Annotated in this window: 15 protein-coding genes; 5 read left to right on the top strand and 10 right to left on the bottom strand. The window is 69.2% G+C overall.

The features are described from left to right. Positions 1–32: 32 nt before the first annotated feature. Entirely contained in the window at positions 33–1,304 is a 1,272-nt protein-coding gene (locus HP507_RS08485; RefSeq protein ID WP_175351345.1) for a nucleotide sugar dehydrogenase, read from the bottom strand. A gap of 166 nt (positions 1,305–1,470) precedes the next feature. Here HP507_RS08485 and HP507_RS08480 point away from each other — a divergent pair, with 166 nt between their 5' ends. Next, positions 1,471–4,263, top strand: coding sequence for a glycosyltransferase (locus HP507_RS08480; RefSeq protein ID WP_175351344.1), 2,793 nt, complete (start codon positions 1,471–1,473; stop codon positions 4,261–4,263). 82 nt (positions 4,264–4,345) lie between these two features. Continuing rightward, the gene (locus HP507_RS08475; protein ID WP_175351343.1) at positions 4,346–6,415 is read left to right on the top strand and encodes an acyltransferase family protein; all 2,070 of its coding nucleotides are present in this window, start codon (positions 4,346–4,348) and stop codon (positions 6,413–6,415) included. A gap of 2 nt (positions 6,416–6,417) precedes the next feature. On the opposite strand, the gene HP507_RS08470 is transcribed toward HP507_RS08475, so the two are convergent. After that, a complete protein-coding gene (locus HP507_RS08470) occupies positions 6,418–7,146 on the bottom strand; it encodes an ABC transporter ATP-binding protein (protein ID WP_271207048.1) in 729 nt (242 codons plus the stop codon). Then, the gene (locus tag HP507_RS08465) at positions 7,143–7,961 is read right to left on the bottom strand and encodes an ABC transporter permease (RefSeq protein ID WP_175351342.1); all 819 of its coding nucleotides are present in this window, start codon (positions 7,959–7,961) and stop codon (positions 7,143–7,145) included. Before HP507_RS08465 ends, HP507_RS08470 begins: the two co-directional genes overlap by 4 nt. 216 nt (positions 7,962–8,177) lie before the next feature. Here HP507_RS08465 and HP507_RS18375 point away from each other — a divergent pair, with 216 nt between their 5' ends. Together HP507_RS18375 and HP507_RS08455 are read left to right on the top strand one after the other, a co-directional pair. Beyond that, on the top strand, positions 8,178–9,548 hold the full coding sequence (locus HP507_RS18375) for a glycosyltransferase family 4 protein (RefSeq protein WP_175351341.1): 1,371 nt from the start codon (positions 8,178–8,180) through the stop codon (positions 9,546–9,548). Continuing rightward, complete coding sequence (locus HP507_RS08455; RefSeq protein WP_175351340.1) at positions 9,545–10,999, top strand: glycosyltransferase family 2 protein; 1,455 nt, start codon at positions 9,545–9,547, stop codon at positions 10,997–10,999. The genes HP507_RS18375 and HP507_RS08455 overlap by 4 nt, the downstream gene beginning before the upstream one ends. 57 nt (positions 11,000–11,056) lie before the next feature. Here the strand turns inward: HP507_RS08455 and HP507_RS08450 are convergent, their stop codons facing one another. The 4 genes from HP507_RS08450 to HP507_RS08435 all read right to left on the bottom strand — a co-directional run bounded on the left by HP507_RS08450 (position 11,057) and on the right by HP507_RS08435 (position 16,412). Then, positions 11,057–11,848 (bottom strand): hypothetical protein, encoded by a 792-nt coding sequence (locus HP507_RS08450; protein WP_217508616.1) that lies wholly within the window; start codon positions 11,846–11,848, stop codon positions 11,057–11,059. Next, positions 11,845–12,192: a DUF2200 domain-containing protein gene (locus HP507_RS08445; protein WP_175351339.1), complete on the bottom strand. Its 348-nt coding sequence runs from the start codon at positions 12,190–12,192 to the stop codon at positions 11,845–11,847. Before HP507_RS08445 ends, HP507_RS08450 begins: the two co-directional genes overlap by 4 nt. 2 nt (positions 12,193–12,194) lie before the next feature. Then, positions 12,195–15,680, bottom strand: coding sequence for a DNA polymerase III subunit alpha (gene dnaE / locus HP507_RS08440; RefSeq protein ID WP_217508631.1), 3,486 nt, complete (start codon positions 15,678–15,680; stop codon positions 12,195–12,197). Positions 15,681–15,833: 153 nt separating this feature from the next. Continuing rightward, positions 15,834–16,412, bottom strand: coding sequence for a TetR/AcrR family transcriptional regulator (locus tag HP507_RS08435; protein WP_271207049.1), 579 nt, complete (start codon positions 16,410–16,412; stop codon positions 15,834–15,836). 68 nt (positions 16,413–16,480) lie between these two features. Between HP507_RS08435 and HP507_RS08430 the strand changes: the two genes are divergently transcribed. Continuing rightward, positions 16,481–17,893: a DHA2 family efflux MFS transporter permease subunit gene (locus HP507_RS08430; protein ID WP_271207050.1), complete on the top strand. Its 1,413-nt coding sequence runs from the start codon at positions 16,481–16,483 to the stop codon at positions 17,891–17,893. 216 nt (positions 17,894–18,109) lie between these two features. On the opposite strand, the gene HP507_RS08425 is transcribed toward HP507_RS08430, so the two are convergent. From HP507_RS08425 to HP507_RS08415, 3 genes are read right to left on the bottom strand one after another with little or no spacing between them, the layout of a single operon-like run. Next, complete coding sequence (locus HP507_RS08425) at positions 18,110–19,033, bottom strand: RluA family pseudouridine synthase (RefSeq protein ID WP_175351337.1); 924 nt, start codon at positions 19,031–19,033, stop codon at positions 18,110–18,112. Then, a complete protein-coding gene (gene lspA, locus HP507_RS08420; protein ID WP_254701014.1) occupies positions 19,030–19,692 on the bottom strand; it encodes a signal peptidase II in 663 nt (220 codons plus the stop codon). Before lspA ends, HP507_RS08425 begins: the two co-directional genes overlap by 4 nt. A gap of 2 nt (positions 19,693–19,694) precedes the next feature. Further along, a complete protein-coding gene (locus tag HP507_RS08415; protein ID WP_175351336.1) occupies positions 19,695–20,378 on the bottom strand; it encodes a DivIVA domain-containing protein in 684 nt (227 codons plus the stop codon). Between the last annotated feature and the right edge of the window lie 180 nt (positions 20,379–20,558).

Below are 20,558 nucleotides of genomic sequence, written 5' to 3'. Positions count from 1 at the left end.
GTTCGCCCGGTCAGGTCTGCGAGGCACGCCGATCAGAGCCGGACCGCGCCCGGTGCACGGCTGACACCCCTGGTGTCGAAGAAGTTGCGTGCTCGGCCGGCGAGGGCATCGACGTCGTACTCGTCGTGTGCCTGGAGCAGGACGACGACGTCGGCTTCCGAGACTGCCGCGTCCAGTGACTCGACACGGCTGCGTTCGCCGGATCCGAGGAACCACCGTTCGACGTGCGGGTCGTGGAAGGACAGCTCGGCACCGCGGCGGAGGAGCTCCTCGGCGACGTCGACCGCGGGTGACTCCCGCTGGTCGGCGATGTTCGCCTTGTACGTGACCCCGAGCAGCAGGACCGAGGCGCCCTCCAGTGTCGTTTCACGGTGGGCCAGGAGTTCGGCGATCCGGTCGACCACGTAGCTCGGCATCGATGCATTGATGCTCTCGGCGAGCTCGACGAAGCGGAACGGGTACCCGAGGCGACGCTTCACCTCGAAGCTGAGGTAGTTCGGGTCGATCGGGATGCAGTGACCGCCGACACCCGGCCCCGGCCGGAAGGCCTGGAACCCGAAGGGCTTGGAGGACGCCGCGTCGATGACGTCCCAGATGTCGATCCCGAGGTCGTGGCAGAACTTCGCCATCTCGTTGACCAGGGCGATGTTGATGTGACGGTAGGTGTTCTCCAGGAGCTTCGCCGTCTCGGCTTCCTTTGCACCCTTCGCACGGACGACGGTGTCCACGAACCGGGAGTAGAAGTCGACCGCGACGTCCGACGACCGCTCGGAGACACCGCCGACGACCTTCGGGGTGTTCGCCAGTCCGAAGTGGGGGTTGCCCGGATCGATGCGCTCAGGAGAGAACGCGAGGAAGAAGTCCTCGTCGAGGCGCAGGCCCGAGCCCTCGAGGATCGGCAGGACCACTTCCTCGGTCGTCCCGGGGTAGGTCGTGCTCTCGAGGACCACGAGCGTGCCGGCGGTCAGGTTGCGACCGATGGTCTCGACTGCGCCGCGCACGGCGGCCAGGTCCGGCGCGCCGTCCACCGTGAGCGGGGTCGGGACGCAGATCACGATCGCGTCGGCGCCGGCCAGGTCCGTCGGATCGGCGGACGCACGATAGCCAGCGTCGACCATCGCCCGTACCTCGGCGTCGCTGATGTCGTCGACGTGCGAGCGTCCGTCGTTCAGGTCGCTGACGCGATCCACGTTCTGTTCGAACCCGATGACCGCCAAGCCGGCCTTCACCGCTTCCTGGGCGAGCGGGAGTCCGACGTACCCCTGACCTACGACGACGAGACGCAAAGGTTCCTCCGTGAGCATTCGTTCAAAAACCTCGGCAAGCCTAGTGTGTTCGTGACGAGGACTCGTGCATCGCTCCCACTAGATTGTCCTGAGCTCCGACCCGCTCCCGGAAAGGCCCGTCTTGCGCCCCATCGACCTCAGTCGACCCGATGTCCGTGTCTTCGCAGTCCTCGGGTGGGTGGGCGTGACGATCCTGCTCGGGACCGTGGCCGTCCTCGTCGATGACGACGTGGTGTGGCTCGGGTGGACCGTGCTCGTCGCCTGGGTCGTGCTGAGCGGTGTCGGGGTCCTCGTCCTCTACCGAGCCGCGCGTCGCCGCGCGCAGGCCGAGGTCGCTGCCCGGGAGCGGCGGGCGCGGAACGCACGGAACGAGCGCGCCGCGCAGCAGGCCGCGAAGGCGGAACAAGCTGCCGTGGACGCCGCCCGTACGGCGGCTGAGCGGGAAGGGGCCGAGCTCTCCCGAGCCGTCCCGATGCGGGATCTCTCGACGACGGCGGCACGACGCTCCGTCGTCTCCCACTGGTCCCGCGCGAATCCGCGGTCCATCCAACGCTTCGGCGCGAAGAACCGATCGATGTGGGCTGCCGAGGTGCTGGCGTTCCGAGCGAGCCGCGGTCGGTACGGGCTCGACGCCCTCGATCGCGCTGTCCTCGCAGCCGCCAAGGGCGCGCCGGAGGCATTCGACCCGGGCACCCTGCTGACCTTGGCTCGACTGCTGGCGGCCTTCGAGACGGAGCCGCAGACGCGGATCGCGCAACGCATCCTCCGGTACCTTTCCGGCCCGGCGGGCGCATCGCTGTCCGCCGAAGCGCGGCACGTGGCCACCGAACTCCTCCTGCTCGGTGGTGACGAGACCAGCGCGGAGCGGATCGTGCAGCGGACGGCGAACCCGGACTACCGCCACTTCCTGCACCGAGCCGATCTGGCGAACCCGTTCCTTCCCGGCCACGAAGACCTCTCCATGCAGAGCTGGCTCGACCTGTTCAACCTCACCTACACCGATCACGCGCTCGAACCGGTGCGCCTCTCAGCCGAGGGAGCCACCCCGTTCGACCGTCTCGACAGCGTTCCGTCAGACCGGGTGGCAGACGGGCCGCTCGTGACCGTCATCATGACCTGCTTCCGTCCCGACGACGGTATGATCACGGCGATCCGATCGATGATCCGGCAGAGCTGGCGGACCTGGGAGCTGCTCGTCATCGACGACGGCTCCGGCCCGGGGTACGACGCGGTCCTGGCGCAGGCCGCGGCGATGGACCGTCGCGTCCGGGTGATCCGCTCCGCGGAGAACCGGGGGACGTACTTCCAACGCAACGAGGGCATCCGGAGGGCCTTCGGTGAGTACGTCACGATGCACGACTCGGACGACTGGGCGCACCCCCGCCGACTGGAGATCCAGGTCAGGCATCTCGAGGCGCACCCGGACCTCGTCGGCAACGTGACGTCCTCGCTCCGTGTCACCAACGACCTCGCGTTCGTCCAGCCGCGCAGCGCTTCGCTCCGCCTCACCGAGACTTCTCTGCTGTTCCGCCGACGGACCGTGGTGGACCGTGTGGGCTACTACGACGACGTCCGCAAGGGTGCCGACAGCGAGTTCCGCCTGCGCATCGAATCAGCGTTCGGTTCACGGGTCCCGCTCCTCGAGCTCCCCGTGCCGCTCATGTTGGTCCGCTATTCCCGAACATCCCTCACCGGATCCGACTTCGGTGATGGGTGGGTGCACTCGGCGCGCGTCGCGTACAAGAGCGGCTGGATGCGCTGGCACGAACAGATCGCCGCGGGCGAGGCAGCTCCGCGCATCGAGCACCCGATGGCGTCGCGGCCGTACCCGGCGAACGAGTACATCCAAGGCGTGCCGGTCCCCGAGCGGACGCTCGACGTCGTGGTCGTTTCCGACTACCGTCCGGGCGCGAACACGGCTGGGACGCTCGAGCGTCTCGTCGAGGACCTCGACCACCTGGCCGCTTCGCGCACCGTCGGCATCGCGCAGATCGATTCGGTCAGCACCTGCAAGGACGCCGCGCTGCTCCCGGCCCGGCTGCAGGACCTCGTCAACGAGGGCCGCATCGTGCAGCTCCATGATGCGGACCGTGCAACGGCGAGCACCGTCGTCGTGACCGCCGCCTCGATGTTGACTGGCTTGCCGTCCGAGAGCCGCAACATCCGCGCCGAACGGACCATCCTCGTCGAGGACGTGGAATCGGCCCGCGACCTGGTCAACGTGACGTACGTGCGAGTCGACTCCGTTGCCGTTGCCGCTGCGGCATTCGGGCCGGATCCGGAACTCCGGTCGCCGAATCCCGATGGCCTGAGCGCGCTCGTGGACGAGACAACGGAGGACACACCGGAGGTCCCGACCGAGCAGCCGACGAGCGCGTCACTGGACGACGTTGCTCCAGTGCACGGGAGCTTCGCCGAGCCGACCTCCTTCGCCGCGCTCCCCGAGACGCAGCTCGAACTCGTCAACCGCGCTCTGGGCCTCCCCCAGAACGCGACGATCGTCGAACTCGGGAGCGGACACTCGACCGTTCGGCTCGCGGCGGCCATCGCGCAGAGTCGCCCAGACCTCCGCCTCGTCTCCCTGGACCACGACGCGCACTACGCGGGCGAGACACGGCGCATGCTCGCGGACGCGGGAGTGGCAGACCAGGCCACCGTCGTCGACGCTCCTCTCGAGCGCTTCGACTTCGACGGGGAGGCCTTCCCGTGGTACAGCCGGGGCGCCTGGGAGTCGATCCAGTCCATCGACCTCCTGTTCGTCGACGGACCTCCCGCGTCGGTGCGGATCCACTCCCGCTGGCCCGCGGTCCCGCTCCTCGGGGGCCGACTGAGCGACGGCGCGATCCTCGCCGTCGACGACGCGGACCGTCCCGACGAGCGCTCCGTGATCGACGACTGGCAGGAGCGCGCGGCCCTGACGAGCGCGGGGACGGCCGGGCGCACGGCGTTCTTCCATTGTGGTACGGCTACCGAGTGACGGTCCGGCTCGAAGTGGGTGACCAGCCGGTCGGGGTGTGGTTGCGATCGCCGTCGTGACCGTTCGGTAGAGTCTCCTGGCCATGGGAATCCGAAGATCAGTCACCGAAACCCGCGGATTCCGCCAGGACATCCAGGGGCTGCGCGCCGTCGCGGTCGCCCTCGTGATCGTGTACCACCTCTTCCCGAAGCACCTTCCCGGTGGCTTCGTCGGAGTGGACGTGTTCTTCGTGGTCTCCGGCTTCCTCATTTCCGGGCACCTGTTGCGCGAGGCGACGACGTCCGGCCGGGTGGACGTCCCACGCTTCTGGCTGCGGCGTGCTCGCCGGCTGCTCCCGGCGGCCGTCCTCGTGATCCTCGTGGTCGCGGCGACGGCGTTGCTCGTCCTCCCCATGACGGCGTGGCGAGAACTCGGGCTCCAGACATTCGCGAGCACGTTCTACGTCGAGAACTGGCGACTCGCGCTTAACGCTGACACGTACACTGCTGCGTCGCCCTCGACGAGTCCGTTCCAACACTTCTGGTCCTTGTCGGTCGAGGAGCAGTTCTACCTCGTCTGGCCGTTCGTGTTCCTGCTCGCAGCAATCCCGAGCATCCGTCGGCGAGGCCACGCCCGCAGCAGGACGGTCGTCCTCGTGACCATCGCCGTGATCACAGCGGCCTCGCTGGCGTACTCGATCTGGTACACGGACCACAGCCGAGCGGCTGCCTACTTCGTGACCCCCACACGCATGTGGGAGCTGGCGGCGGGGGCGCTCATCGCGTTCGTGCCGGTACGGGCCAGGCTCGGTCTCGTGTGGACCGAGGCACTCCGCTGGGGTGGGCTCGCTCTCGTCGGGCTCACTGCGCTCGTCTACACGGACGCGACGGCATTCCCCGGCGTGGCAGCCGCCGTCCCCGTGCTCGGCGCGGTGGCGTTCGTCGTGGCGGGTTCGTGCGGAACCCCGCTGGGGCAGGCCTCGCCACTCCGTTGGCGTCCGGTGCAGCTGACGGGCGACGTGTCGTACAGCCTCTACCTGTGGCACTGGCCGCTGATCGTGCTCACCACCGCGTGGGTCGACCGCGCGCTGCTGCCGCTCGAGAAGATCGGTCTCCTGGGACTCTCCGTCGGGCTCGCAGCGCTCAGCTACACCTACGTTGAGAACCGGTGGCGGGTGCTCCCTGTGCGTCGGCACGCGTCCGGTCGTCGCCCGCGCCGCGTGCTGTCCGCCGTGTCCGCGGCTGTCGTGCTCGGGGTGGCGGTCTCGGGAGCCGCCCTGGTGGTCGTGCCGCAACGCGTCGCCGACGACGCCGCCGCGACCGCCGGAGCCCGGCCCGGCGCCGCGGCGGCGTTGCGGGGGGACTTCGCGACGACGACCCGCGGCGGTCCGGTTCCGTCACCGGTCGGCGCCAACCAGGACAACTGGACGACGGCGCACCCCGATTGTCAGCAGAAGCTCGGTCCCTTCACCGGCCTGACCACCTGCGCGGTCGGAGCGAGTGCGACGAGCGCACGTCTGCGGGTGGCCCTCGTCGGGGACTCGCACGCCGGACACTGGGAGCCTGCGGTCGAGAAGGTCGCGGACGAGCGGGGCTGGGCGGTGACGACGTACGTCCGATCGGCCTGCCCGATCACCACGGTCCGTGCCGCCGGATCGACCGACCACGACGATGCCTGCACCAAGTGGAACGACGCGGTGCTCCGCGCCCTCGCCGATGAGCACTACGACGCAGTCATCGTCGCCTCGGCGTCGTACACCGCCTTCCCCGCGGCCTCCGGTCGGTCGCCGGCCGAGGAAGCAGCCATCGGGTACGCGGGGGCATGGGAACGCATACTCGCGACCGGGGCGCGCGTGGTGCCGATCGAGGACAACCCCGATCCGACGGCCGCGGGGATCGCGGACATCGACGCATGTGCCGCCGAGCACGCCGACGACCTGGGGCCGTGCCTCTTCCGTCGGCCCGCGTCCGACGCAGACCCGCAGATCGCAGCGGCTGCCCGAGCGGATGTCCGTGTGGTCGACACCACCGACCTGTTCTGCAACAACCGGGTGTGCTCGCCGATCATCGGCGGCGTGCTCGTCTACCAGGACCGCACACACATCACGGCGACGTACGCGAAGTCGCTGGCGCCGTACCTCGGTGACCGACTGGCACCTCTCGTGGAGGGCTGACCTCAGACCGTCGAGTTGTAGGCCGAGATGACGTCCTTCGCACTCCCGACCTGCTTCAGCTCGCCGCCGTCCAGCCAGGCAACCTGATCGCACATCGACTGCACCATGCTCATGGAGTGGGACACCAGGATGATGGTGCGGCCCTCCTTCTGCATGTCCTTGAACTTCCCCTCGCACCGCTTTCGGAAGGTCGCGTCGCCGACCGCCAGCACCTCGTCCACGACGAGGATGTCCGGGCTCACACTGATCGCCACGGAGAAGCCGAGCCGCACGTACATGCCGGACGAGTAGTTCTTCACCGGTTGGTCGATGAAGTGGCCGACGCCGGAGAAGGAGACGATGTCGTCGAACTTCCGTGCGACTTCCTTGCGGCTCATGCCGAGGATCGAACCGTTGAGGAAGATGTTCTCGCGCCCGGAGAGTTCGGGGTGGAAGCCCGAACCGACCTCGAGCAACGACGCCTGCTTGCCCGTCGCCTGGATGGTGCCCTGTTCCGGCCAGAGGATCTTCGCCAGGCACTTCAGCAGCGTCGACTTGCCGGAACCGTTCTTGCCGATGAGACCGAAGGTCGAGCCGTGCGGCACCTCGAAGGACACGTCGCGGAGCGCCCAGAAGTCCTCGTGGACGCTCTTCTTGCCACGCATGACCGCACTCTTCAGGGAGCTGTTCCGCTCGTGGTAGAGCCGGAAGCGCTTCGAGACGTTCTCGACGGAGACAGCGACGTCGTTCACAGGAGTTCAGCCAGTTTCTTCTCGTTCTTCGCGAAGACCCAGAAGCCGATCGCGAGCATGCCGAAGGCAGCGAAGACGCACCAGACCAGGTCGTGACCAGCGGGCATGCGGTTGTCGTAGAGCAGGTTCCGGAAGGCCACGGAGAAGTGCTCCATGGGGTTCAGGTGGTAGAGGTCGACCAGCCAGGCGGTCTTCGGGGTGACCGCGTCCTCGACGAGGGAGATGGGGTAGATGATCGGCGTCAGGTACATCCAGAGCCGGAGCAGGATGCCGACGAGGTGCTGCATGTCACGGAAGTGCACGTTGATCACCGCGAGCACCATCGACAGCCCGACCGCGAACATGCCGAGGAGCACCATCAGGATCATGGTGAACGGCAGCCAGAGCCAGATGTTCGCGCCGAAGAGCAACAACGCGATCGCGAGCACCGCCATCTCGAGCACCCAGGTGAAGCCGACCGACCCCATGGCGGAGATCGGCAACACCATGCGCGGGAAGTACACCTTCTTGACGAGTGATCCGTTCGACACGATGGAGGACATCCCACCGTTCACGACGCTCGTGAAGAACGTCCACGGCAGCAGGCCGCACATGAGCCACAACGGGTAGATGTTCAGACCGGACGGGTCGCCGATCTCGATCTTCGCCTTGAAGATGAACGAGTACACCAGCGTGTAGATCAGCATCAGGGCGAGCGGATTGATGAGTGACCACAGTTGCCCGAAGAGCGTCCGCCGGTACTTTCCCTTGACCTCCCGCGCGATCAGGTTGGCGAGGAGCTCGCGAGACGATGCGAGCTCGTTGAGGTAGGTCATTCGGTTCTCTCCGGGGGTGGGCGCCGAGCGGGGTCCACCCCGAAACGCTTGGGGACGACCTATTCTCACACGTCTCCGAGGGTCTCTCGCCAAGTCCCGCCGGTGCGCCGTATGTTGGGAGGACACACAGCATCCAGAGCCGCGATCCTCCGGGAATCCGCGGCGACTCGGCGAACGGATGTGCGGTCGCTGGAAGCAATCAAGTAGGGTCCTCAGGTGCGAGTAATCTTCGCGAACCATTCGTCCGCTCCGACCAACCTCGGAGGCGCGGAACGGTCGCTCCTCCGGTTCGTCGAGGACTGGCAACGGATCGACCCCGGACTCGAACCCGTGTTCTTGACGAAGGCCCCCGAAGGCACCTTCATCAAGGCCCTCAAGGAACGTGGCTGGCCGTTCAAGGCCTACCGGTTCCGCGGCTGGGCGCTCCCCAGCGAGCAGCCCGCCCCGGCAGCCGAACAGGCGGCCTTCGCCACCGTCGACTACGCCACGGTGCGCGCGATGATCGATTTGTTCCGGAAGAACCGTCCCGACCTGGTCGTCACGAACACCCTGGTCGCTCCGTGGGCCTCGTTCGCCGCAGCAGCGCTCGGCATCCCCCAGGCATGGATCATCCGTGAGTACGGCGACCTCGACCACGGCCTGCACTTCCAGGTCGGTCGACACGCGACCTTCCGCGACATCGGGCTGATGTCCGGCGCCGTGATCACCAACTCCGAAGCGATGCGCGCGCACCTCGCAACGGACATCGACAGCGACAAGATCAGCGTGGCGTACCCGGTCGTCGACACCGACGCGCTGCTCGCCGGTCGCGACGGGGTGCCAGCCGTGACGCCGTTCCCGCAGCCGAACTCCGACCTGCGCGTCACCGTGGTCGGTCGCGTCGAAGAGGGCAAGGGGCAGCACCGCGTCATCGAGGCGCTCGGGCTCCTCCGCGAGCGTGGACTGCACGTGACGGCCTGCTTCGTCGGGTCGTGGAAGTACCCGGGCTACGACCAGCAGCTCCTCGCGCGCGCTCGGAAGCTGGGTGTCGAGGACCAGCTCGTGTTCGCCGGCGAGCAGCACGACCCGGCGCCGTACATCGCGGCCTCTGAGGTGTGCGTGACGCCGTCGACGCTCGAGGCGTTCGGACGGACGACCGCCGAGTACATGGCGATGGGCCGCGCGGTCGTCGCGTCGTCGTCGGGCGGGAGTGCTGAGCTCGTCGCCGAGGGCGTGACCGGTCGCCTGTTCGACGTCGACGACGTCCGGACGCTGGCCGACGCGCTCGAGACGTACGCCCGTGACCGCGCACTCGCAGCGGAGCACGGCGCGGCGGCACCGGAACGACTGTCCGAGCTGATGGCCGTCCACACGAACGCGGCGGCGATCGCACGCCTGCGAGCCGTCGCCGAGACCGGAGACGGGTACCGACTCCCCGAGATCGCGCAGTACTGGTTCGGGCTGCCGGCGGCGTACGCCTCGCTCGGCGCGACGAGCGCGAAGGCGGCCGTCGGCCTGTTGGCGAACCGTCTCAAGACCCGCTCGGGGGCGGTCGGCCGCATCCTGGCGCGTCCGGGAGTGGTGTTCAGGAGGCTCGCTCGCCGATGAACGTCCCCCGCCGTCCCGTCACGGTGGTCGTCCCGATCTACGACGACCTCCCGGGCCTCGAACGATGCATCGTCGCGCTGCGCGACGGTGTGGACTTCGACGTCGACCGGGTCCTGCTCAGCAACGACGCCGGGCCGAACGCCGACCTGATCGAACGTCGGGTGCTCGAGCTCATCGACGGGCACGACGGGTTCTCGTACGTCCGGAACGAGCGGAACCTCGGGTTCGTCGGCAACTGCAACCGCGCGGTGCTCGAGGTCGACACGACCGGCAACGACGTGCTGCTCCTGAACAGCGACACCGTGCCGGCGCCCGGCTTCGTGGAGGAGATGGCGGCGGTGCTCGCGTCGGACGAGATGATCGGTGTCGTCTGCGCCCGGAGCGACAACGCGACGATCGCGTCGCTGCCATTCTCCCGACGCAACCCGTCGGCGAACGTCTCGCCTGCACGGACGAAGCAGGTGCACGCCGCGGTCCGTGACCTGCTCCCGCGCGCCACTCCGGCGCCCGTCGCGATGGGCTTCTGCTTCCTCACCCGCCGGTCGCTCATCGAACGGTTCGGCTTGTTCGACGAGGTCTTCTCCCCCGGGTACGGCGAGGAGAACGACTACTGCTTGCGCATCAACGAGCACGGCTACACGTCGGTGTTCGCGAACCGTGCGCTCGTGATCCACACGGGCTCGACGAGCTTCAGCGGTGACCGGGGTCCGACCCTCCGTCTGGCGCACGAACGCATCCTGCTCGAGCGCTACCCGTTCTACGGTGGCGCGCTCGCACTGTTCCAGAGCCGGTTCCGCGACGCCGTCGACGTGTTCGCCGACACGTTCCTGCCGAACGACGGCGTCGTCCGGGTCGCCCTCCACCTGCCGACCGTGGTCGACGCGAACACGGTTGCTCGCGTGTCCGCGGTGCTCGCCGGCGCCCCGGAGGACGTCGTCGTGACCCTCATCGTCACCCGACAGCAACTTCGGGCTGCGCGCGCCGCCTTCCCGGGTGCCAAGGTCGCTGCCGGTGTCCGCTCACGGCAGGTGTACGACGTCGGGATCGCGCTCGGCCCGGTGACGACGTTCGACGCATTGACCGCGCTGAACGCCAGCGCTCCGCGTTGGGTGCTCGTCGACGCGATCGCACCGTTGACGCGCTGGTCGCTCGCGGTCGCACACCACCGGTCGACGGCGCTGGACCGCATCATCCGCCGCTACGAGGACCGGACCGTCCCGTGGCGCGGCGCTTCGGACCTGGTCCGGGTCGTACGGTCGGCCGCGGAGGAGCCCATCGACGCGGAACGGCTCCGTGCCCGGTGGACTGCCGTGACCGACATCGCCGAGGCGACCGGCCTCATGGTCCACCCCGCGAGCGTCTCGATGCGTCGGTTGGCCGCGCTCGCCTTCGGCGCGCGCAATCCGCGCCTCACCGCACGCCTCCGCTCGATCGCGGGCCGCGGCGTCTGACGCGACCCCCAACCGGCCCGGAGGCACCTGGCGGCCCCGCCCCGCACCTCCAGGCCGTCAGACGAGCGCGTCGATGACGGGCCGGTGCCGGTCCGCCCCGTCGGCGTCCCACCCGCCGAGCAGGTGGAGCGTCGCGATGCGGAACGCGAGCGCGCGCACCAGCAGCTGCGACCACTCGGCGACACCGTCGCCGAGTGCGTCGAGGCGGTCCGCCGGCAGGTCGTGCCAGCAGACGGCGTCGACCGCGGCGACCGCTGCCCCGAGTCCGGCGGGTCGCCAGTACGGCGGCCAGTCGATGACGGCGGGCGGGTGTCCGTCGGCGAACAGCACGTTGCCGAGCAGGTCGCCGTGCACGAGTTGTGACGGTGTCCGGACGGGTCGGAACGCTGCGGCCAGGCGGTCGAGCGCCGGGTCCTGCGGGAGTGGTTCCTCGCCCCAGGCCATGCGGTCGGCCCGGCTCCACGGGTCGTCGTCTCGTCCGGCGTCGGGGCCGACGCCGAGGAACGCGGGGCGGTCGAGGTGGGCGATGGCGCGGTGGAAGGCACCGCCCGCGCGGATGACGTCCTCGATCCGGGTCTCGTCGGCCCAACCGGGGAGGTACTCCCATGCTTCCCAGTCCCCCGCACGCCAGCCGCCGTCCCGCCTGGCGACCGGGCGCGGCGTGCGGAACGCCGACGTGTGCGGGAGTGCTGCGAGGACGCCCGCCCGCCAGTCGGTCACGGCGGGCGGGTCGTGCGGACGCAGCACGACGGCACCCGCCCGCCAGGTCAGACCACGGCCGCCGGTGAGGCGCTCGAGCGGCTCGTGCACGGCGAACGCGCGGAGCACGTCGGCGCCTGGTCGGATCACGCGGACCGCAGGACCTTCTCCATCGGCCGACCCTTCGCGACCTCGTCGACGAGCTTGTCGAGGTACCGGATCTGCCGCATGAGCGGGTCGTCGAGCTCCTCGATCCGCACACCGCAGATCACGCCGGTGATGAGCGGCGCGTTCGGGTTGAGGTGTGCCGCCGCGAAGAACTGCTCGAACGTGGTCTCGTCGGCGAGGTGCCGGGCGAGTGCCGCGTCGTCGAAGCCGGTGAGCCACTCGATGACGGTGTCGAGCTCCGCCTTCGTGCGGCCTTTCCGCTCCACCTTGGCCAGGTAGAGCGGGTAGACGTCCGCGAACGGGGTGGCGAAGATCCGGTGCGCCATGGTCAGACCAGGCAGCGCGGGCCGAGCAGGCTCTTCAGTTCGCCGAACAGGTCCGGGGTGAGGTTGACCGGGAACGGCAGCTCGAACGTCCGCGCCACGTCGTCCTTGATCAGCTTCAGCCGCACCTCGGTCTCGCCGTGGTGCCGCCCGAGGACGGCGGCGAGCTCGGTCACCGTCGTGGTCGTCGCCTGGCGCTCGGGCAGGCTCAACGTGAGCGGGCCGGAGCCCATCGCGTCGCCGACGTTCGGCTGGAACATGCTCACCGCGTGCAGGGCCTTGCCGTCGTCGCGGACGTTGACCCGGCCGCGGAGGACCACGATCGAGTCCGCCACGAGCGAGGGCCCGAACTCCTGGTAGGTCTTGCCGAGGAACATGACGCCGATCTCGCCGCCGAAGTCCTCGATCTGGACGATGCCGTAGGGGTTGCCGCTCGTCTTCGCCACGCGGTGCTGCACGCTCGTGAGGAGGCCCGCGACCGTGACGGTCTCGCCCTCGACCGAGTCGTCGGCCGCGATGAGGTCGGCGATGGTGATCGACTGGTGCTTCGCGAGCTCGATCTCGAGGCCGGCGAGCGGGTGGTCGGACACGTACAGGCCGAGCATGTCGCGCTCGAACGCGAGCTTGTCGCGCTTCGACCACTCCGGACGGTCGGGCACCTGGGACACCGCGGCCGCGGCGGCCGGTGATTCCTCGGCGACCTCGGCGAACAGCGAGTCGAAGTCGAACCCCACGTTGCCGTGGGCCTCGTCGCGCTTGACCTTCACCGCGCCCTCGACCGCGCCCTCGTGGATCTCGACGAGCGCCCGCCGGGTGTCGCCGAACTCGTCGAAGGCGCCGGCCTTGATGAGGGATTCGACCGTGCGCTTGTTCGCCGACGAGATCGGGATCTTGCGGAGGAAGTCGTGGAAGGACTCGAACGCGCCCTTCTCGGTGCGGGCCTTCACGATGTCGTCGACGACGTTGAACCCGACGTTGCGGATCGCGCCCATGCCGAAGCGGATGTCGTCGCCGACGGCCGCGAAGAACCCGATCGACTCGTTGACGTCCGGCGGCATGACCTTGATGCCCATGCGGCGGCACTCGTTGAGGTACAGCGCGAGCTTGTCGCGGGCGTCGCCGACGGACGTGAGTAGCGCGGCCATGTACTCGGCCGGGTAGTGCGCCTTGAGGTAGGCGGTCCAGAACGACACCACGCCGTACGCGGCGGAGTGCGCCTTGTTGAACGCGTAGTCGGAGAAGGGCAGCAGGATGTCCCACAGCGTCTTGATCGCCGCGTCGGAGTACCCGTTGTCCTTCATGCCCTGCTCGAAGCCGGCGTACTGCTTGTCCAGCTCCGACTTCTTCTTCTTGCCCATCGCGCGGCGGAGGATGTCCGCTTGGCCGAGGGAGAACCCGGCGACCTTCTGCGCGATGGCCATGACCTGCTCCTGGTAGATGATCAGGCCGTACGTACCGTTGAGGATCTCCGCCAGGGGCTCTTCGAGCTCGGGGTGGATCGGCGTGATCGCCTGTTCGCCGTTCTTGCGGAGCGCGTAGTTCGTGTGCGAGTTCGCACCCATCGGCCCCGGACGGTACAGGGCGATGAGCGCGGAGATGTCCTCGAAGTTGTCCGGCTTCATCAGGCGGAGCAGACCGCGCATCGGGCCGCCGTCGAGCTGGAACACGCCGAGGGTGTCGCCGCGCTGCAGGAGCGCGTACGCCTCGGGGTCCTCGAGCCCCATGGTCTCGAGGTCGAGCTCGATCCCGCGGTTCGTCTTGATGTTGTCGAGGGCGTCGCTGATGATCGTGAGGTTCCGGAGGCCCAGGAAGTCCATCTTGATCAGGCCGAGCGACTCCGCTGCCGGGTAGTCGAACTGCGTGACGATCTGGCCGTCCTGCTCCCGCTTCATGATCGGGATGATGTCGATCAGCGGGTCGCTCGACATGATGACGCCGGCCGCGTGCACGCCCCACTGACGCTTCAGTCCCTCGAGCCCGAGCGCGGTGTCGAACACCGTCTTCGCCTCCGGGTCGGTCTCGACGACCGTGCGGACGTCGACGGCTTCCTTGTAGCGGGGGTGGTCCTTGTCGAAGATCCCGGTGAGCGGGATGTCCTTGCCCATGACGGGCGGCGGCATCGCCTTCGTGAGTTTCTCGCCCATGCCGAACGGGAACCCGAGGACGCGCGAGGAGTCCTTGAGCGCCTGCTTCGCCTTGATCGTGCCGTACGTGACGATCTGCGCGACGCGCTCCGACCCGTACTTCTCGGTGACGTACTTGATCGCCTCACCGCGGCGCCGGTCGTCGAAGTCGACGTCGAAGTCGGGCATGGAGACGCGGTCCGGGTTGAGGAACCGCTCGAAGATCAGGCCGTGCCGGATCGGGTCGAGGTCGGTGATGCGCATCGCGTACGCCACCATCGAGCCCGCACCCGAACCACGGCCCGGACCGACGCGGATGCCGTTGTTCTTCGACCAGTTGATGAAGTCGGCGACCACGAGGAAGTACCCCGGGAAGCCCATCTGGTTGATGATGCCGGTCTCGTAGTCGGCGCGCTCCTGGACCTCGGCCGGGATGCCGCCCGGGTACCGGTACTGCAGCCCCTTCGCGATCTCCTTCTCGAACCAGGTCTGCTCGGTCTCGCCCTCGGGCACGGGGAACTTCGGCATGTAGTTCGCCGCAGTGTCGAACTCGACGTTGCACCGCTCAGCGATGAGCAGGGTGTTGTCGCACGCTTCGAGGTTGTCCCGGAAGACGTGCCGCATCTGCTGGGGGGTCTTCAAGTAGAACTCGTCGGCGTCGAACTTGAAGCGGTTCGGGTCGTTGAGCGTGGACCCGGACTGCACGCAGAGGAGCGCCGCGTGCGACTTGGCGTCGTGCGAGTGCGTGTAGTGCAGGTCGTTCGTGCCGACGAGCGGGATGTCGAGGTCCTTCGCGAGGCGGATCAGGTCGCTCATGATCCGGCGCTCGATCTCGAGCCCGTGGTCCATGACCTCGGCGAAGTAGTTCTCCTTGCCGAAGATGTCGCGGTAGTCCGCCGCGGCCTTGACGGCTTCGTCGTACTGCCCGAGGCGCAGGCGCGTCTGGATCTCGCCCGAGGGGCAGCCCGTCGTCGCGATGATGCCCTCGTGGTACTGCTCGAGCAGCTCGATGTCCATGCGGGGCTTGAAGTAGTAGCCCTCGATCGAGGCGCGCGAGGACAGGCGGAACAGGTTGTGCATGCCCGTGGTGTTCTCGGCGAACATCGTCATGTGCGTGTACGCGCCGGACCCGGAGACGTCGTCCCCGCCGCCGTCGCCCCAGCGCACGCGGGTCTTGTCCGACCGGTGGGTGCGGGGCGTGATGTACGCCTCGGTCCCGATGATCGGCTTCACACCGCCGGCCTTCGCGGCCTTCCAGAACTCGAACGCGCCGAACATGTTGCCGTGGTCGGTCACCGCCACGGCGGGCATGCCCTGCGCAGCGGTCTCCGCCACGAGGTCGGAGAGCCTGGCGGCACCGTCGAGCATCGAGTACTCGCTGTGCACGTGCAGGTGGACGAAGGAGTCGGAATCCGACACGGAACCTCCGGTTCGAAGGAGCTGCTGCGGGGCGTGAACAGCCTAACCGCGCCCACCCACATTCCCGGGCGCGTCGAGCGCGTCGCGGGAGTCCGCCCGGGGTCAGCGCACGAGCGGCAGCCAGATGTCGTCGACGATCTCGACGATCCGGCTGTCCGGCAGCGGCTTGAGCGACATCACGAGGTCGTGTCGCACCAGGTCGGACGGCAGCGAGGCGATCCCGTCCGACCAGTCCCGCGCCGGGATCTCCCCGCGCGCGGCGGCCCGCTCGAGCATCACCCGACCGATCGTCGACCGCCCGCCGAGCAACCGGTCCCGGAGGTCCGCCGGGGACAGTCCGGTCTCGACGTTGATGCTCGCCATGTACACGCTGATGGCCGCCATGAAGCCCGAGCGGTAGGCGTTGAAGTCGCGGAGCGCGTGCAGCACGTCGCTCCGGAGCGACCCGGTGTCGACGAGCTCGCGCCGCGAGAAGAGGCCGCCGTGCTGGAGCGCCGCGAGCACGAGGTCCACCTTCGCCGGCCAACGCCGGTAGAGGACCGGCTTCGACGTCCCGGCCCGGGCCGCCACGCCCTCGAACGTGAAGGCGGGGTACCCGACCTCCTGCAGCTCCGCCCAGGCGGCGTCGAGCAGGGCTTCCTCGAGTTCGACTCCGCGACGACGCGTCTTCACAAGATCCACTTGCGTATCTTAACCACGAGGGCTACCGTCGTGCTCGTTAAGAAACGAACGCGTATCCAAGGAGCATCGTGGACCGGAACCTCAGCAGACTCGCCATCGCGCTCGTCGTCGGCGCGATGGCGCCGCTGTTCGACTCGACGATCGTCAGCGTCGCCCTGCACACCCTGAGTCACGACCTGCACGCCAGCGTCGAGACGATCCAGTGGGTGAGCACGGGCTACCTCCTCGCGATGGGCGTCACCGTGCCGCTCATCGGCTGGTTGCAGAACCGTGTCGGCGGACGCCGCCTCTGGATGGCGTCGCTCGTCGTGTTCCTCGTCGGCAGCGTCCTCTGCTCGCTGGCCTGGGACGTCACCAGCCTCATCGTCTTCCGGGTCGTCCAGGGCATCGGCGCCGGCGCCATGATGCCGCTCCTGACGACGCTGCTCATGCAAGCGGCCGGCGGCCGGAGCGTCGGGAAGCTCATGTCGATCGTGTCGCTCCCCACCGCCCTCGGCCCCATCCTCGGACCGATCATCGGCGGGCTCATCCTCGGCGCCGGCAGCTGGCCGTGGCTGTTCTGGGTCAACGTGCCGTTCGCCGTCGTCGGACTGGTCCTCGCATGGCGGTTCATCCCCGCTGACGGTCCCACCGGGAGGGCCCGCCTCGACGCCGTCGGGCTCGTGCTCCTCTCCCCCGCCGTCGTCGGCGTCCTGTTCGGGCTGAGCAACGCGAGCCGGACCGACGGGTTCGCCCGCCCCGACGTCTGGGCGCCGCTCGCCGCCGGCCTCGTGCTCCTCGTCGCGTTCGTCCTCTGGGCCACGCGCCGCCGCGAGGCAGCTCTCGTGGACCTCGCGCTGCTCCGGCACCGTCCGCTCGCCGCCGCCGCGACCCTGATGTTCCTGATGGGCGCCGCGCTCTACGGCGGCATGCTCCTGCTCCCGCTGTCCTTCCAGGAGCTGCGCGGCGCGGACGCACTCGGTGCGGGACTCCTGCTCATCCCGCAGGGTGTCGGCTCGCTGCTCAGCCGTTCGCTGGCCGGACGCCTCACCGACCGGATCGGCGCGCGCACCGTCGCCATCGTGGGCTTCGCGATCGTGCTCCTGGCGACGATCCCGTTCGCGTTCGCCGACGGCTCGACGAACCCGTGGTGGATCGGACTCGTCCTCGTGGTCCGCGGTCTGGGACTCGGGGCGGTGATGATCCCGATCATGGCGGTCGGGTTCGTCGGACTCGCTCGGCCGGAGATGCCGCACGCCAGCACGATCACGCGCCTGTCGCAGCAGCTCGGCGGCGCGTTCGGGACGGCGGTGCTCGCGGTCGTGCTCGCGGGCGCCGCGGCCGGGGGCGACCCGGCGGCCGCGTTCCAGCAGGCGTTCTGGTGGGCGATCGGCATCACGGCCTTCGCGACGGCGATGGCCGCGCTCCTCCCCGGTCGGCAGTCCGCTGCCGCGCCCGCTGCCCCCGCCCAGGCCGAGCCCGCGCGCACGACTGCCAGCTGAATGCGACCTAGCCGGGGCGGACGGGAGGCGCGTGGCGGCGCCGCCACGCGCCTCCCGTCCGCCCCGGCCCGACCGACACGCCGGACGCTCCTTCGCGGGGTTCCAGGACACACTGCGCGCGTCGTGCCGGGGTTCCACGGCCGAGCGCCGGCGGCGCCGAGATGCCGAAATTTTGGAACCTCGGGTCCGGCCGGCCGCCCGCGCCGCGCCGCGCCGCTACGCGGCGCGGATGCGGTCGAGCGCCTGCTGCAGGTCCTCCGGGTACTCCGCCGAGTACGACACCCACTCCCCCGTGCGCGGGTGCTCGAACCCGAGCCGCACCGCGTCGAGCCACTGACGCGTCAGCCCGAGTTCGTTCGCGAGCACGGGGTCGGCCCCGTACATCGTGTCGCCGACGAGCGGGTGCCGGGTCGCGGCCATGTGCACGCGGATCTGGTGCGTCCGCCCGGTCTCGAGGTGCACCTCGAGCAGGGTCGCCGACCGGAACGCCTCGAGCGTCTCGTAGTGCGTGACGCTCGGCTTCCCGTCCGCGGTGACTGCGAACTTCCAGTCGCTCGACGGGTGCCGGCCGATGGGCGCGTCGATCGTGCCCGAGGTGGGGTCCGGGTGGCCCTGCGCGAGCGCGTGGTAGACCTTGTCGACCGTGCGCTCCTTGAACGCCCGCTTGAGGTGCGTGTACGCCAGCTCGGTCTTCGCGACGACCATCAGGCCGGAGGTGCCGACGTCGAGGCGGTGCACGATGCCCGCGCGCTCGGCGGCACCCGAGGTCGCGATGGTGAAGCCGGCCGCGGCGAGCCCGCCGGGGACCGTGGGCCCGTCCCAACCCGGTGACGGGTGTGCGGCGACACCGATCGGCTTGTCGACGACGACGATGTCCTCGTCGTCGTGCACGACCGTCATGCCGGGCACCTCGACGGGGACGATCCGCGGTGCTTCCTTCGGGGTCCACTCGACCTCGAGCCACGAGTCGGCGTGCAACCGGTCGGACTTGTCGACGACGACGCCGTCGACGCGCACGCCACCGTCGGCCACGACGTCGGCCACGAAGGACCGGCTGAACCCGAGGAGCTTCGCGATGGCGGCGTCGACACGCTCACCGGCGAGCCCGTCCGGGACGGGCAGCGAACGACTCTCGGTCACGTCGCGTCGTGCCCGAGGGAGTCCCGCCCGTCACGCGGCGCGCGCGGGTCGTCCATGAGGGGCCTGGAGGCGCGGTGGCCGTCCGCCACGGAGGCGTCACCCGGGGCTCCCGCGGCATCTGCCGCGCGCTGCTGCTTCGCCGAGAGGGCGCGGGAACCGTCGAGGTTCACGCCGAAGATGACGAGCAGGACGAAGATCACCATGCTCACGCAGATGAACGAGTCGGCGACGTTGTAGATCGCGGGCATCATCCACGGCGTGGAGATGAAGTCCACCACGTGACCGCGACCGAACCCGGGCTCACGGAAGAGCCGGTCGAGCAGGTTGCCGAGCGCCCCGCCGAGGAGCATGCCGAGCACGAGCGCCCACCACATCGAGCGGATGCGACGCGCGAAGACGATGATCGCGACCACGACGGCGGTCGACACGATCGAGAAGACCCACGTCATGTTCACCGCGAACGAGAACGCGGCGCCCGGGTTCCGGACGTACAGGAACTGCAGGGCGCTCCCGAGCACGGGGACGACGGTGCCGTACGGCAGGTTGGCGACGACGAGCGCCTTCACGCCCTGGTCGAGCGCCACCACGACGACAGCGGCGAAGGCCAGTCCCGCGATCGCGCGGACACTGACCTTCGCTCGTGATGCTGGTCGCGACAACGTCAGTTGCCGAAGCCCTGCGCCGATGCCGGCGCCGGGGTGAGACCGGACTGCTCGGGGCCCGAGCCGTCCAGCTCGGCGAGCTGACCCTGGATGTAGCTCTTGAGCTGTGCGCGGTAGTCACGCTCGAAGGTGCGGAGCTCGTCGATCTTGCCCTCGAGCTGGCGCTGCTCCTGCTCGAGCACCGCGACACGCTGACGGTTGGCGTTCTCGGTGTCGGCGATGATCTGGCGCTGCTTGGCCTCGGCCTCGGACACGAGGCGGGCGGCCTGGGCGGTGCCCTCGGCGATGAGCGCGTCGCGCTTCTCGACACCCTCGCGCACGTGCTCCTCGTGGAGACGTCGGGCGAGCGTGAGGAGGTTCGTGGTGCCCTCGGTGTCCTCGTCCGCGGGGACCGTGGTGGCCGGCGCGGCGGCGGCGACCGGAGCGGGCTCCGGGGCGGCGGCCACGGGGGCGGGCTCCGGCTCGGGCTCGGGGGTCGGTGCGGGCTGCTCGGCCTGGGCCGGCTTCGGAGCCGACTCAGCAGCCTGCAGGCGCTGACGGAGCTCGTCGTTCTCCGCGGTCAGGCGACGCAGCTCGACCACGACCTCGTCGAGGAAGTCGTCGACCTCGTCCTGGTCGTAGCCTTCGCGGAACTTCGTCGGCTGGAACCGCTTGTTGACTACGTCTTCCGGCGTCAAAGCCATTGCCGTCACCTCAATAGAACTGCTGAACGTGTGGAACCACTTGCGTCGCGACCGAATGTACCAGTCGCGCCGAGCGGTGCGGATGCCACGCCGGAGCGAGCATCGATCCCGACCACCGTACACCGACGGCGGCCGTGAACCGTGACCATGACCTGGGCGTGGCGCGTGTCGCGGCTGACC

The sequence above is a fragment of the Curtobacterium pusillum genome (assembly GCF_013359865.1).
Lineage (GTDB): Bacteria > Actinomycetota > Actinomycetes > Actinomycetales > Microbacteriaceae > Curtobacterium > Curtobacterium pusillum.
Note: the sequence above shows the minus strand (reverse complement) of the source record. Positions and strands in the feature narration are given on the sequence as shown.

Bases quoted from the DNA above. Each gene is read 5' to 3' on its own strand.
- HP507_RS08465 (WP_175351342.1), bottom strand. From the start codon at position 7,961: ATGACCTACCTCAACGAGCTCGCATCGTCTCGCGAGCTCCTCGCCAAC.
- HP507_RS08455 (WP_175351340.1), top strand. From the start codon at position 9,545: ATGAACGTCCCCCGCCGTCCCGTCACGGTGGTCGTCCCGATCTACGAC.
- dnaE (WP_217508631.1), bottom strand. From the start codon at position 15,680: ATGCTCGACGGTGCCGCCAGGCTCTCCGACCTCGTGGCGGAGACCGCT.
- HP507_RS08415 (WP_175351336.1), bottom strand. From the start codon at position 20,378: ATGGCTTTGACGCCGGAAGACGTAGTCAACAAGCGGTTCCAGCCGACG.
- HP507_RS08475 (WP_175351343.1), top strand. From the start codon at position 4,346: ATGGGAATCCGAAGATCAGTCACCGAAACCCGCGGATTCCGCCAGGAC.
- HP507_RS08485 (WP_175351345.1), bottom strand. From the start codon at position 1,304: ATGCTCACGGAGGAACCTTTGCGTCTCGTCGTCGTAGGTCAGGGGTAC.
- HP507_RS08445 (WP_175351339.1), bottom strand. From the start codon at position 12,192: ATGGCGCACCGGATCTTCGCCACCCCGTTCGCGGACGTCTACCCGCTC.